Consider the following 13,683-nt stretch of genomic DNA (forward strand, 5'->3'; position numbering starts at 1 on the left):
CGACGCCGATGGATTCGCCCCCAGAGCCCCGCATGCGGACCGAGGAGCGGGCCATGGCCCGCCTCGCACTCCGCTTCACCGATTGGGCGGAGAAGTGGTTTCCCGACGCCTTCGTGTTCGTGGCCATCGCCGTCGTCATCGTGGCATCCGCCGCGCTCATCAACGGCGCGCCGGTCCAGGCGGTGTCGAAGAGCTTCGGCGACGGGTTCTGGAGCCTGATCCCCTTCACCATGCAGATGGTCTTCGTCACCATCGGCGGCTACGTGGTGGCGACCTCCGCCCCGGTGCAGGCCCTGATCGACCGGATGGCGCTGGTGCCGAAGACGGGCCGCGGCGCCATCGGATACGTGGCGCTCGCCACCATGCTCTCCTCGCTCCTGAGCTGGGGCCTGAGCCTGATCTTCGGCGGCCTGCTCGCCCGCGCGCTGGCCCGGCGCACCGAGTTGCGGATGGATTACCGTGCGGCCGGCGCCGCTGCCTATCTCGGCCTCGGCGCGACCTGGGCGATGGGCCTGTCCTCGTCCGCGGCGCAGCTTCAGGCCAACCCGAAAAGCCTGCCGCCGGGCCTTCTGCCGATCACCGGCGTGATCCCGTTCAGCGAGACGATCTTCCTGTGGCAGTCGATCCTGATCGCCGCGATCCTCGTGGTGATGTCGGCGCTGATCGCGCTCGCCTCCGCGCCGGGCCGCGAGACGGCGGTGACGGCGCAGGATCTCGGCGTCGATGTCTCCAAGCAGGAGGATAGCGTCGCCCCGCCCAAGCAGCCCGGCGAATGGCTGGAGCACGCGCCCGTCCTGACGATCCTCATCGGCCTGCTGGCGGCGGGCTGGCTGATCCAGGAATTCGCGCGCCAGGATTGGATGATCGCGATCTCCAACCTCAACACCTACAACTTCCTGTTCCTGATGGCCGGCTTCCTGCTGCACTGGCGGCCCAAGCGCTTCCTAGCGGCGCTCTCCAAGGCGGTCCCGGCCACCGCCGGCATCCTGATCCAGTTCCCTTTCTACGCCGCCATCGCCGCGATCCTGACGGGCGCCAAGAACGCAGCCGGCCACAGCCTTTCGGACGTCATCGCCCACGCCTTCGTGGCGATGAACACGCAAGGCTCATTCCCGCTCGCCATGGGTGTCTACTCGGCGCTGCTCGGCTTCTTCATCCCCTCGGGCGGCGGCAAGTGGCTCCTGGAGGCGCCCTACGTGATGCAGGCGGCCAACGAGCTGAAGGTGCATCTCGGCTGGGCGGTGCAGGTCTACAATGCGGCGGAAGCCCTGCCGAACCTCATCAACCCGTTCTTCATGCTGCCGCTGCTCGGTATCCTCGGCCTGAAGGCCCGCGATATCGTCGGCTTCAGCTTCCTTCAGCTCATCGTCCACCTGCCGGTGGTGCTGTTCCTGCTCTGGGCGCTCGCCTTCACGCTGGAATACCACCCGCCGGTCCTGCCGGGGTGAAACGTGACTAGGGGCGGCCCTGCGGCGGGCCGCCCACCACGGTGAGGCCGGCATCCCTCAGGCCGCCCGCCTCATCGCCGCCGGAGGGGAGAATCGTGAAGCGGACGGGGCGCAGAGGACCGCTGTCATGGCCGGTGCTCTTCTCCGACCCGAGGCTCGTGGCGAGGAGCGAGAAGGTCTCGGCCGGGAGGCTTCGTCGAGGCCCGCGGCGAGCGGGAGCCAGGATCGGCGCACGCGTCCCCAGGTTTAGCTTGAACGAGGGGTCAGCGCCGCGCGGGCACCAGCGCCGCGATCGCCGCGAGCAGCCAGCCGGCCATCAGCACCACGCCGCCGCTCGGTGCCGCCATCGGAAACAGGGGCGTGCCCGTCAGCGCGCGGAGAGCAAGATCGCCCGAGAACAGCGCGAGGCCGACCAGCAGCGCCGCCGCCGCAAGGCGGGCGAGGCCGCTGCGGACGAAGCCGGTCGCGGCGAGGCCCGTGAGTGCCAGCACGGCGGGAGCATGGAACAGCAGGAACTGCGCCGCGGTCTTCAGCGTCTCGCCGCCGCTGGTATGGGCCGCGGCGGCACTCGCCGCGACGCCGAGCCCGCCGGCCAACGCGGCCAGAGCAGCGAGGACGCGGTCGAGGCCGGTCACGCGCCGCGCTCCTGCAGCAGCCGGGCGATGCTGGCGCGCAGTTCCGCCACGCCGCGGTCGTCGCGGCTCGAGGTCAGCAGCACTTCGGGATAGGCCGCCGGGCGCTTCGCCAAAGCGGCATGGATGCCGGCGATGCGCTTCTCGATCTCGGCCTTCTTCAGCGCGTCGCCCTTGGTCAGCACGATCTGATAAGAGACCGCCGCCTTGTCGAGCCCGTCGAGCAGATCGGTGTCGATCTCCTTGAGGCCATGCCGGGAATCGATCAGCAAGTAGACGCGCGCGAGGTTCGACCGGCCCTTGAGGTAGGCGTGAATCAGCTTGGTCCAGGCTTCGACCTTGGCCTTTTCCACCGCCGCATAGCCGTAGCCCGGCATGTCGACGAGGGTCAGGCGCTCGCCGATCCGGAAGAAGTTGAGCTGCTGGGTGCGCCCCGGCGTGTGCGAGGTCCGCGCGAGCGTGTTGCGCCCGGTCAGGGCGTTGACGAGGCTCGATTTGCCGACATTGGAGCGGCCGGCAAAGGCAATCTCGACGCCTTCCATCGGCGGCAACGCCCCAAGGGCCGGGGCGGCGGTGGCGAAGTCCGCGCTACCGGCAAACAGCAGGCGTCCGGCTTCGAGCAGTTCGGGGGAGGGGGCGTCTGTCGGGTCGTCGGTCATGAGGCTGCGCGCTTCTTCCCCCCTTGCGGGCAAGGGGAGGGATGGGGGGATGCCGGCCGATGCGCGGCGGCGCATTCCGCTCGGCTGCCGGCTTCTTCCCCGCTCGAGCATCGTCCCGAAAGGTGGTGGCCGGCTTTCGGAAGGAGATGATGCACAACAATAGATGAGGGCATCGTCCTGGATCAGGCGTCCAGGACGATGCCCTCGTGTGAGGTCGGCGCTCGACGGTCGAGCGTCAGCCCTTGGTATCAACCCTTGGCGGCAGCGCTCTTGTTGCCGCGTTTGAACATGCCCCTGAGGTTGTCCCACAACTCCACCTTCACGCCGTTGCGGCGCATGATGACGTATTGCTGGATCACCGAGAGGGTGTTGTTCCAGGCCCAGTAGATCACGAGGCCGGCGGGGAACGAGCCGAGCATGAAGGTGAACACGATCGGCATGAAGGCGAAGACCTGCGCCTGGACCGGGTCCGGCGGCGCGGGGTTCATCTTCATCTGGATGAACATCGTGATGCCCATGATGATCGGCCACACGCCCAGATGGATCGGGATGTACTCGGGCGGCGTGAACGGAAGCAGGCCGAACAGGTTGACGATGCTCGTCGGATCGGGCGCGGCGAGGTCCTGAATCCAACCGAAGAACGGCGCGTGCCGCATCTCGATGGTGATGAACAGCACCTTGTAGAGCGCGAAGAAGACCGGGATCTGGATCAGCACCGGCCAGCAGCCGGCGACCGGATTGATCTTCTCCTTCTTGTACAGCTCCATCATCGCTTGCTGCTGCTTCACCCGGTCGTCCTTGTAGCGCTCCCGGATGGAGGTCATCTCCGGCTGCACGGCCTTCATCTTGGCCATGGAGACGTAGGAGCGGTTGGCGATCGGCAGGAAGAACAGCTTCAGGATCAGCGTCACGAGCAGGATCGAGACACCGAAATTACCCAGCAGGTGGAAGAAGAAGTCGAGCGCCCGGAACATCGGCTTGGTCAGGAACCAGAACCAGCCCCAGTCGATCATCAGATCGAATTGCTTGATGCCGAACTCGCGCTCGTAGGCGTTGATCTGGTTGACCTCCTTGGCGCCCGCGAACAGGCGCTGCGTCGTCACCGACGACGCGTTCGGCGCCAGGGTGACGGCGTCGCCGCGCACGGAGGTCTGGTAGATCTTGGTCGCGCCGTCGGTGCGCTCGGTGAAGGCGCCGGTGAAGGGCTTGTCCTGCTCCGGGATCGCGGCGGCGGCCCAGTACTTGTCGGTGATGCCGACCCAGCCGCCGGTCACGTTCGTCCAGGCCTTGCCCTGCGTGGCGGCTCCGCCATAGGCCGGCTCCTTGCCGACCTTGTCGTAGGTGTATTCCTGCAGGCCGTCGCCGCCGAGCACGCCGATCAGGCCTTCGTGCAGGACGTAATAGCCCTGGGTCTGCGGCTTACCCCAGCGCGAGACGAGGCTGTAGGGGTAGAGCGTCACCGGGTTGGCCGAGGTGTTCTCCACCTCGTCGCGCACGGTGAACATGAACTTGTCGTCCACGGCGACGATGCGCTTGAAGACGAGGCCCTGGCCGTTGTCCCAGGTCAGCGTCAGCGGCCGGCCGGGCGCCAGCAGATCGCCGTCCGCCTTCCAGAGGGTGTCGGCGTTGGGCAGCGGGCCCGCATTGGCGCCGACCCAGCCGAACTCGGCGTAGTACGGGTTGGCGCTGCCGGTGGGCGAGAGCAGCACGATGCGCGGGCTCTCGTCGCTGACGGTCTCGTGATAGTTCTTCAGGCTCACATCGTCGATGCGGGCGCCCTTGAGGCCGATCGAGCCGTAGAGGGCCGGCGTGTCGATGCGGACGCGCGCGGAACGGGCCAGCGCGTCCTCTCGGGAGACGGGCCCCTGCGCCGCGGCGCCCGGCAGGGTGCCGGGCGCGGGGCGTTGGGGCTGCCCTCGCGCGGGCTCGGCGACGGGATGCCGTCGGCCGTCTGCGGCGCACCCGTTTGTGCGGTTTGGCTCTGCGCCGCCTGTCGCTGCCGCTCGCTGGCCGGCCCGGTGACGAAGTAATGCCAGCCAAGCAGGACCACCAGCGACAAGGCGATGGCGACGAACATGTTCGTCTTGTCGTTACCCATCGGTCGATCCGTCAGGCGCTTTCGATGTGGGGGGGAAGGGCGGAGTGCTGCCAGCCGACGCACCGCGCCCGGAGCGGGACCCGCCGCGTCGCGGTGAGGTCGGCCGGGCGGAGTCGCTGGAGCGCGGCGTGGCCGGGCGCGTCACCGAATGGAGCGCGCGGCGCAGATCCGCGACGAGGCTGTCGAACGGGGCGTCGAGGGCAGGGCGCCGGGCGATCACCACGACATCCGCTCCGATCGCAGGCGCATCCGCCGCCACGGCGGCGACGGCGCTGCGCAGGCGTCGCCGTATCCGGTTGCGTTCGGTCGCATGCCCTACGCGCTTGGTGATGGTGAAGCCGAGGAAGAGGCCCTCGGCGGTCGCGCCGTCGCGCGTCTCGCCCGGATCGCGCAGGCGCCCTTGGGCGCTCATGCGGTCCGTATGAAAACGCCGGCCCTGGGCGGCTGCCAGGAAGTCCGGGCGCCGCCGGAGACGTCCGATCGTCGGCACGGGCGCTCCGATCCCGATTCGCGGGCTCGTGTTGCAAAAGGCGGCGTCGCGCGAAGGGCGGCGCCGCGGGACGTATCAGGCCGAGAGGCGCTTGCGGCCGTGCGCGCGGCGGGCCGCGATGACCTTGCGGCCGCCGGCAGTGGCCATGCGGGCGCGGAAGCCGTGACGGCGCTTCCGAACGAGCTTGCTGGGCTGATAGGTTCTCTTCATGGTCGGTCTCCGGCGGCCGAGGTATCGGCCCGGCGGCGCTGCCGATGAGCGCGCGGACCGTGCGTGAGCCTCGAAATGGGATCTGCAAACGCGAAGGGCGCCCGGAACGGGGCGCCGCTTCGCAATGGCGCGGCTTATGGCGGAGGGGGCGCTGCAAGTCAATGACGGCGCCCAACTCATGACAGCCCCGGCCGCCGCTGCGTCGGTTCGAGCGATTCCGCGACCGATTCGGCGGGTGGCGGTGGCTATCTGACCGCTGTGTTGCGATCGCGCGCGTCCCGGCTTGGGTCTTCACGGGCCTGTGCCGACGATTCCCGCAGCTCCCGCAGCGACGGCCGGGCTCTTAACGCGGCGTTAACCTTTCCGTTCTACAAAGAGGCACATCCAGATTGTCTGGATCCTGATTGGGATCTCTTTCCAGTCTGCTTGATGCCTCCCTGTAAGACTCACGAAAGCCGCTCCTCCTGGGGCGGCTTCTTTTTTTGCCTCTCTCCGCACGCCGAGTGCCGCGCTTTGGGCCTCGTGCCGGCTAGCGCCGTTAACGTTAAAAAGACGTGAACCTCCTTTCGGCTCGCGTTCGGCGCTACACTTGCCCCACTGGCCGCATTCGCACCGGCATCGTCCCGATCCGGGGCAGATGGTTCGCTGGCGGTACAGGAGGCAGGATGACCGAGTTCGACGTGACGTTCCGGGACGATCGCGAGTGGGTGAGCTTCGGCCAGTCCTACGTGACCTCGGAAGGCTTCAAGACCCTGTTCCGCGAGGGCATGCTGCTGGTCGAGGAGACGGCGGCCTATCTCGACGGGGAAGGGCGCTCCGAATCGCGGCTGATCTCCCGCGATGCCACGCTCGCCTATGCCAGCGAGAGCATGCGCCTCACGACCCGGCTGATGCAGATCGCCTCATGGCTGCTGGTGCAGCGCGCCGTCTCCGAGGGTGAGATCTCGCTGGTTCAGGCGCAGGAGGAGAAGACCCGCGTCAAGCTCGCGGAGCCGGAGCGCGCCCTGCCCGAGGCCGGCGATGCCTTCACCACCCTGCCGCTGCGGCTTCAGGATCTCGTGCGCCGTTCGCGCCGGCTTCACTCGCGCATCCTCCACCTCGACGCGCTCATCAGCGAGGATCGTCCCGCCCCGGTGCCGCGGGAAAGCCCGGTGACCGCCCAGTTCGGCCGTCTGCGCGCCGCGTTCGGCGGAGAGTGATTTCGGCTATCCTTGCCCCGATCCGGCCCGCATTCCGGGCTGGATCCGGAGCGCGTGCAGCATGCGCGCTTGACGCGCCCGGTGTCGGTCCCGCGGGCTGACGCCCCGGCCCGGATTGCCTCAGCCGAATCGATTTGGCCGAACCGTTTTGCCGTTCGGCTGGCCACAGGGGCGCAGGCCGACGGCCGCCCGTCGTTGCCCGATTGTGCCGATGCGGTTCAGCCTGCCGCCCGAGCGGTCCTTGCCGTTAGATCATCCGCACAAACGAAAACGGCGCCGCGAGCGGCGCCGTCTGGTCGATTCGGGCTCGCGCCCAAATCCAACAATCACTTCTTGCCGAAGCCGAGGCCGCCGAAGCGCGAGTTGAAGCGCGAGACGCGCCCGCCGCGATCGAGCATCTTCTGCTCGCCGCCGGTCCAGGCCGGGTGCGTGGACGGGTCGATGTCCAGGTTGAGGACGTCGCCTTCCTTGCCGTAGGTCGAGCGGGTCTTGTAGTCGGAGCCATCGGTCATCACGACCTTGATGAAGTGGTAGTCGGGGTGCTCGGTCCCCTTGGCCTTGCCGGCCTCGTTCTTTGCCATGACGAATTCCTGAGGTAGCACGCCGACCAGCCCCGCCACTCAGGGGAGGAGCCAGGGGCAAAACATCGCGCGCATTCCGATGAAGGCGCGCCTATACCTCAGCCTCGGACGAGGAACAAGAGAGCGCGGGCGCATCGGCGGTTTTCCGCAAAACGATGGCAGGGATATCGGCCGCGATCCGCCAGCTCGTCCGGCACGAACTGGAAATCCGGGCGGTCGCTGCGTATGCGATGGTTCCAGACAAAGACGACACGACAGAAACGGCACGGAACGGGACGAAACGATGTCGAGGAATGATGGCCCGCAAGCGTGATGCGTCGTCCGGCGCAGGAGACGATCCGCAGGCGGCTCTCCGGGGGCGGGCGCCGCTCGGAGCTCTCAAGCCGCTGATTCCCTTCGCCAGCCGCTACCGGGGCCGCATCCTCGCGGCGCTGATTTCGTTGATCGCGGCGTCGGGCGCGACGCTCGTCGTGCCGATCGCGATTCGCCGGGTGATCGACCACGGCTTCTCGCCGGAGGGGCAGGCCCTCATCAATTCCTACTTCCTGGCGCTGCTCGTGGTGGTGGCGGTGCTCGCGGTGTCGAGTGCGGGCCGCTACTATTCGGTGGTGACGCTGGGCGAGCGCGTCGTCGCGGATCTGCGCTCGGCCGTGTTCGCGCGCCTGACGAGCCTCGACCCGACCTTCTTCGACAAGTCGCAATCAGGCGAGATCGTCTCGCGGCTCACGGCGGATGCCACGCAGGTCAAGGCGGTGTTCGGGGTCTCGATCTCGATCCTGCTGCGCAACCTGTTCCTGTTCGTCGGCGCCGTGGTGATGATGGTCTGGACGAGCCCCGGCCTGTCGATCCTGGTGCTCGCCGCGATTCCACTCATCGTGTTTCCGCTGATCCTGTCGGGCCGCGGCGTGCGGCGGCGCTCGCGGGCGGCACAGGACCGGCTCGCCGACGCCTCGGCCTACGCGGCGGAAGCGGTCGGAGCGGTCCGCACCATGCAAGCCTTCGGCATGGGCCGCGCCACCGCCGAGCGCTTCGCGCAAGCCTCGGAGAACGCCTACCGGGCGGCGCGCGTCTCGATCACGGCCCGCGCCCTGCTCACCGGCGTGGCGATCTTCCTGATCTCCGCGTCGGTCGTCGGCGTGATGTGGTACGGCGCCAAGGGTGTGCTCGCGGGCACTACCAGCGCGGGCCAGCTCTCGCAATTCGTGCTCTACGCCGTGTTCGGCGCCAGCGCCCTCGGGCAACTCTCCGAGGTCTACGGCGAACTCGCCCAGGCCGCGGGTGCCGCCGAGCGACTCGGCGAGATCCTGGCCGCCGAGCCGGCGATCAAGTCCCCGAGCACCCGGTCGCGCTGCCGAGCCCGGCCCGCGGCGCGGTCGCGTTCGAGGCGGTGCGGTTCCGCTACCCGACCCGGCCCGAACACGCGGCGCTGGACGGCATCTCCTTCACGGCGGCGCCCGGCGAGCGCATCGCCCTCGTCGGCCCCTCGGGGGCCGGCAAGACCACGGTGCTGCAATTGCTGCTGCGCTTCTACGACCCCGACGAGGGGCGCGTGACGATCGACGGCGTGCCGCTGCCGCAGGCCGATCTCGACGCCCTGCGCGCCCGCCTCTCCCTGGTGCCGCAGGACCCGGTGGTGTTCTCTGGCACGGTTCTGGAGAACATCCGCTACGGGCGCCCCGGCGCCAGCGAGGCGGAGGTCGAGGAGGCGGCGCGTCTCGCCAACGCCGATGGCTTCGTCCGCGCCCTGCCGCAGGGCTACGCAACAATGCTCGGCGAGCGCGGCACCACGCTCTCGGGCGGGCAGCGCCAGCGCATCGCCATCGCCCGCGCCATCCTGAAGGATGCGCCGGTCCTTCTCCTCGACGAGGCGACCTCGGCGCTCGATGCCGAGAGCGAGCGCGCGGTGCAGAACGCCCTCGACCGGCTGATGCAGGGCCGCACCACGCTGGTGATCGCCCACCGGCTCGCGACCATCCGCGCGGCCGACCGCATCCTCGTCTTCGACGGCGGAAAGATCGTCGAGGAGGGCACGCACGAAAGCCTGCTCGCCCGCGGCGCCCTCTACGCGCAGCTCGCGAGCCTGCAATTCGCCGACAGCTTCGATGACAGCGCCCGGGCGCGCGACCCGCGCCCGAAACACGCCGCGGAATAGAGCATCCTCCCGAAAGGCGGTTTCCGGCTTTCGGATCAACGGGATGCTCTCGCGTTTTGTTTTCGCATCGTCTTTTTCTGAAAGCCGGCGGCGACCTTTCGGGACGATGCTCTGACGCACACGAAGGCGATCGATGGTTCTCACCCGCTTCCCCCGTGTCGCGCTCACCGACGGGCCGACGCCGATCCGCTCCCTTGACCGTCTTTCGACTCATCTCGGGCCCGAGCTGAACGGCGTCCGCCTGTTCGTGAAGCGCGACGACATCGGCCCGGTGGGTTTGGGCGGCAACAAGCTGCGCAAGCTCGAATTCCTGCTCGGTCAGGCGCTGGCAGAGCGGGCCGACACGGTGATCACCGTCGGTGCGCTGCAATCGAACCACGCCCGGCTCACCGCCGCCTCCGCCGCGCGGATGGGGCTCGCCTGCGAACTGTTCCTCACCCGCAGCGTCCCGCGGGAGGACGCCGACTACACAGCCAACGGCAACCGGCTGTTGCAGGATCTGTTCGGCGCCCATGTGCACCTGCTGCCGGGCGAGGCGGATTCGCTGGCGCAGGCCGAGGCGCGGGCGGAGGAGTTGAGGGCTGAGGGGCGGCGCGTCCACGTCTTCCCCTCCGGCGGGTCGAGCCCGCTCGGCTGTCTCGGCTACGCGGCCTGCGCCGCCGAGATCCTGGAGCAGGCGGCCAATCTCGGCCTCGCCTTCGCGCGCATCGTCGTGCCGAACGGCAGCTCCGGCACCCATGCGGGGCTCGCCGCCGGCCTCGCCGCCGCCGGCCGCGATCCGCATCTGGCCCAATCCTACACGGTGCTCGCCCCCGAGCCCGAGGCGGCGGCCGCGACGCTGGCCAGGGCCCGCGACACCCTCGCGCTGATCGATGGCAGCCAGACGCTCGCCGATGACGCCATTCTCGTGGACGGCGCCCATCGCGGGCCGGGCTACGGCATCCCGACCGAGGGCATGCGCGAGGCGGTGCGTCTGATGGCGCGGACCGAAGGGCTACTGCTCGACCCCGTCTACAGCGGCAAAGCGTTCGCCGGGCTGCTCCACGACGTGCGCGCCGGCCGGTACGAGCGCGGCGCGGCGGTGCTGTTCGTGATGACCGGCGGCGTGCCGGGGCTGTTCGCCTATCGGAGCGAATTTTAGCCCCCTGACCCCTCTCCCGCAGGGGGAGGGGAAGAGATGTCACCGCTCCGTCAGCTTCATCTCGATCCGGCGATTTCGGGAATAGGCCTCCTCGCTCGTCCCCGAATCGAGCGGCTGGAACTCGCCGAAGGCGCCGGCCAGGAGGCGCTGCGGCGGGAGGCCCTTGCTCCGCAGATACTGCACCACCGCGATGGCGCGCGACGCCGACAGCGCCCAGTTCGAGGGGAATTGCGCCGACTGGATCGGGCGCGCGTCGGTGTGACCGTCCACCCGCAGCACCCAGGGGATGTCGGCGGGGATCTCCCGCGCGATGTCGAGGATCGCCCCGGCGATCCGATCCAGTTCCGGCCCGGCCTCGGGCTTCAGCGCGGCGGAGCCCGCCGCGAACAGAACCTCGGATTGCAGCACGAACCGGTCGCCGACGATGCGGACATCGGTGCGGCTGCCGATGACCTGACGCAGCCGCCCGAAGAAGTCGGAGCGGTAGCGGGCGAGTTCCTGCACCCGCTGGGCGAGCGCCACGTTGAGGCGGCTGCCGAGTTCGGCGATGCGGGCTTGGCTTTCCCGGTCGCGGGATTCGGAGGCCGCCAGCGCGTCTTCGAGCGCCGCGAGCTGTCGGCGCAGGGCGCGGATCTGCTCGTTCAGAAGCTCGACCTGATTCTGGGCCCGCTGCGTCGCGCCGCGCTCGGCCGCGAGCTGGGCATCGACATCGGCGCTCTTGCCCTGGGCCGCCTCGCTGGCATCGGTGAGCGCCCGGAGCCGGTCGCGCTCGGCTTCCGTGGCGGTCAGGGTGTTGCGCAGGCCGGAGGCCGCCTCTTCCTGGGCGCGGCGGCTGGAGCGCTCCAGCGCCAGCAGGTCGGTGAGGTCGGCGATCTGCCGGTTGAGGCGGGTCAGGACCGCGTCACGCCCGGTCAACTCCTGCGAGAGGAAGAACTGCCCCACCACGAAGACGGTGAGCAGGAAGACGACGGCCAGCAGGAGTGTCGCGAGCGCGTCGACATAGCCCGGCCAGACGTTCAGGCTGCGCTGCGAGCGGGCACGGGCGGAGGCCATTTAGGAGCCGACCTTCTCGCGCGCCAGCCGTTCGAGCACCTGCTTCAGCTCCCGCTCGCGGGCCGCCTGGGCCTCGACCCAGTCGCGGATCATCTGCTGCTCGGCGCGCATGTGCTGCACGAGCCCCTGGATGCCCTCGGCGAGGTTGGTCATGGCCTGGGTCGCGCCCCGGCCCCCGGCGCCCTCGGCGATGACGCCGCTCAGGCGGTCCACCGCGGCCTGCAGCTCGCGGGCGATGGCGGGGTCGTGCTCCGGCGCCGGGCGCGCCGCGACGGTGGTCGTGGCGAGCGCCTGCTCCTCGCCGGAGACGAGCCAATCCTCCAGCTCGTTGTGGAAACGCGAATGGGCCTGACCCGTCTGAAGGTCGAGGAAGCCGACGATCAAAGAGGAGGCGAGGCCGAACAGCGAGGCGGAGAAGGCGAGGCCGATGCCCGAGAGCGGCACCGCGAGCCCGCTCTTGAGTTCATCGAACATCACCGCCGCATCGCCGCCGCCGCGCATGCCGCCGATCACCGAACCCACTGCCGAAAGCGTCTCGATCAGGCCCCAGAAGGTGCCGAGCAGGCCGAGCAGGATCAGGATGCCGGCGATGTAGCGCAGGATCTCGCGGCCCTCGTCGAGCCGCACCGCGGTGGTGTCGAGATGCGCGCGGGTGCTCGACAGCGTCATCCCATCGCGCCGCGCCGCGATGGCGGGCAGCAGCGGTGCGAGCAGGGCCGGCCGGTCCTTCGGGGTCTGCCCCGCGGCGACCGCGTTGACGTAGCGCACCTCGCGAAACAGCCGCGTTACCTGCCCGAAGGCGAGCAGCACCGCGATCAGCAGCACGCCGAGGATCAGCCCGTTCAGGCCTGGATTGGCGAGGAAGGCCGGGGTGATCTGCTTGTAGAGGACGAAGGCAAGGAAGCCCGCGAGCGCCAGGAACACCAGCATCCGCACCAGCGTCATGCCGGGCTTGGCGAGGGGAGGCGTGTCGAGGGACGCGGAACGGGCCGCCATCGGGTCCATACTCGTGTTGGGCCTGACGCCGGGACCGGCGGCACCGCTGTGTCGAAACCGGCGGCACTGTGGCGGCTCGGCCTGCCGCGATCAAGTCGCGGTGCCGTATCGTTCAACGAGCATTCGAGCGTGGCCGGCCCGGGGCCGCGACGCGAGCGGCCTCAATCCCACTCGCGCGGCCAGGTCTCTTCCAGATGCGGTCCGAGGCGCACGGCCCAGACCCGCCGGGCCAGCCCCGTCGCGTCGTCGGTCTCGACCGCGATGCCGCACAAGGTGCCCTCGCCGGTCGCTGCCTCGAGCCGTGAGCCCGGCGTCTTCTGAAGGAAGCGGCGCACGGGCTCGTCCTTCTGCATACCGAGCACGGAATCGTAGTCGCCGCACATCCCGGCATCCGACAGGTAGGCGGTGCCGTTGGGCAAGATGCGGTGATCGGCGGTCGGCGCATGGGTGTGGGTGCCGACCACAAGGGTGGCGCGGCCGTCGAGGAAATGCCCCATGGCCTGCTTCTCGCTGGTGGCCTCGGCGTGCATGTCGACGATCACCGCATCCGCCGCTGCGCCGAGCGGGCAGGCGTCGAGTTCCCGGTCGGCCGCGGCGAAGGGGTCGTCGAGCGGATCGAGGTAGATCCGGCCCATCACGTTGACGACGAGGACGCGCGCCCCACGGGGCGTCTCGATCACGGCCGCACCCCGGCCCGGAGTGCCCGGCGGGTAGTTCGCCGGGCGGATCAGACGCGGCTGGCGGGCGATGAAGACGAGCGCCTCGCGCTGGTCGAACGAGTGGTTGCCGAGGGTCACCGCGTCGGCGCCGGCCTGAAGGATCTCGTCGCAGATCGACTCGGTGATGCCGAAACCGCCGGCCGCGTTCTCACCGTTGATGACGACGCAATCGAGACGCCAGCGCTCGCGTAAGGACGGCAGACGTTCGGTGACGGCGTGGCGGCCGGGGCGTCCGACAATGTCGCCGAGGAAGAGGATGCGCATGCAGCATCGGCCCGAAAGGTGGTCGCCGGCGTCTCGAAAGA

The 13,683-nt window shown here is 69.4% G+C and carries 11 protein-coding genes and 2 pseudogenes; 4 read left to right on the forward strand and 9 right to left on the reverse strand.

Features of this window, described 5'->3' with window-relative positions; genetic code table 11:
• Positions 1 to 8: 8 nt before the first annotated feature.
• Positions 9 to 1,448: a short-chain fatty acid transporter gene (locus tag MSPGM_RS11865; protein ID WP_003606315.1), complete on the forward strand. Its 1,440-nt coding sequence runs from the start codon at positions 9 to 11 to the stop codon at positions 1,446 to 1,448.
• A gap of 263 nt (positions 1,449 to 1,711) precedes the next feature.
• Here the strand turns inward: MSPGM_RS11865 and MSPGM_RS11870 are convergent, their stop codons facing one another.
• The 5 genes and pseudogenes from MSPGM_RS11870 to rpmH all read right to left on the reverse strand — a co-directional run bounded on the left by MSPGM_RS11870 (position 1,712) and on the right by rpmH (position 5,537).
• Entirely contained in the window at positions 1,712 to 2,083 is a 372-nt protein-coding gene (locus tag MSPGM_RS11870; protein WP_003606314.1) for a DUF423 domain-containing protein, read from the reverse strand.
• Positions 2,080 to 2,739, reverse strand: a complete 660-nt coding sequence (yihA, locus tag MSPGM_RS11875) for a ribosome biogenesis GTP-binding protein YihA/YsxC (protein WP_003606313.1) — start codon at positions 2,737 to 2,739, stop codon at positions 2,080 to 2,082. Before yihA ends, MSPGM_RS11870 begins: the two co-directional genes overlap by 4 nt.
• A 248-nt stretch (positions 2,740 to 2,987) precedes the next feature.
• Positions 2,988 to 4,837 (reverse strand): annotated as a pseudogene (gene yidC / locus MSPGM_RS11880) (membrane protein insertase YidC).
• Positions 4,830 to 5,327, reverse strand: coding sequence for a ribonuclease P protein component (rnpA, locus tag MSPGM_RS11885; RefSeq protein WP_012752832.1), 498 nt, complete (start codon positions 5,325 to 5,327; stop codon positions 4,830 to 4,832). The pseudogene yidC and the gene rnpA overlap by 8 nt, the downstream one beginning before the upstream one ends.
• A 75-nt stretch (positions 5,328 to 5,402) precedes the next feature.
• On the reverse strand, positions 5,403 to 5,537 hold the full coding sequence (gene rpmH, locus MSPGM_RS11890) for a 50S ribosomal protein L34 (protein WP_012253788.1): 135 nt from the start codon (positions 5,535 to 5,537) through the stop codon (positions 5,403 to 5,405).
• 665 nt (positions 5,538 to 6,202) lie between these two features.
• On the opposite strand from rpmH, the gene MSPGM_RS11895 reads away from it, so the two are divergent.
• A complete protein-coding gene (locus MSPGM_RS11895) occupies positions 6,203 to 6,736 on the forward strand; it encodes a DUF1465 family protein (protein WP_003602934.1) in 534 nt (177 codons plus the stop codon).
• Positions 6,737 to 7,062: 326 nt separating this feature from the next.
• Here MSPGM_RS11895 and rpmE read toward each other — a convergent pair whose 3' ends face one another.
• Positions 7,063 to 7,317, reverse strand: a complete 255-nt coding sequence (gene rpmE / locus MSPGM_RS11900) for a 50S ribosomal protein L31 (protein WP_003602933.1) — start codon at positions 7,315 to 7,317, stop codon at positions 7,063 to 7,065.
• A gap of 296 nt (positions 7,318 to 7,613) precedes the next feature.
• Here rpmE and MSPGM_RS11905 point away from each other — a divergent pair.
• Positions 7,614 to 9,469, forward strand: a pseudogene (locus MSPGM_RS11905) (ABC transporter transmembrane domain-containing protein).
• A gap of 133 nt (positions 9,470 to 9,602) precedes the next feature.
• Positions 9,603 to 10,610, forward strand: coding sequence for a D-cysteine desulfhydrase family protein (locus MSPGM_RS11910; protein ID WP_003602931.1), 1,008 nt, complete (start codon positions 9,603 to 9,605; stop codon positions 10,608 to 10,610).
• A 39-nt stretch (positions 10,611 to 10,649) separates the two neighbouring features.
• On the opposite strand, the gene MSPGM_RS11915 is transcribed toward MSPGM_RS11910, so the two are convergent.
• The 3 genes from MSPGM_RS11915 to MSPGM_RS11925 all read right to left on the reverse strand — a co-directional run bounded on the left by MSPGM_RS11915 (position 10,650) and on the right by MSPGM_RS11925 (position 13,642).
• Complete coding sequence (locus tag MSPGM_RS11915) at positions 10,650 to 11,663, reverse strand: peptidoglycan -binding protein (RefSeq protein WP_003602930.1); 1,014 nt, start codon at positions 11,661 to 11,663, stop codon at positions 10,650 to 10,652.
• Positions 11,664 to 12,659 carry a MotA/TolQ/ExbB proton channel family protein gene (locus MSPGM_RS11920; RefSeq protein WP_003602929.1) on the reverse strand — a complete coding sequence of 332 codons (996 nt, stop codon included), beginning with the start codon at positions 12,657 to 12,659 and terminating at the stop codon, positions 11,664 to 11,666.
• Positions 12,660 to 12,820: 161 nt separating this feature from the next.
• Complete coding sequence (locus tag MSPGM_RS11925; RefSeq protein WP_003602928.1) at positions 12,821 to 13,642, reverse strand: TIGR00282 family metallophosphoesterase; 822 nt, start codon at positions 13,640 to 13,642, stop codon at positions 12,821 to 12,823.
• Positions 13,643 to 13,683: the final 41 nt, after the last annotated feature.

It is taken from the genome of Methylorubrum sp. GM97, from assembly GCF_024347855.1.
Lineage (GTDB): Bacteria > Pseudomonadota > Alphaproteobacteria > Rhizobiales > Beijerinckiaceae > Methylobacterium > Methylobacterium extorquens.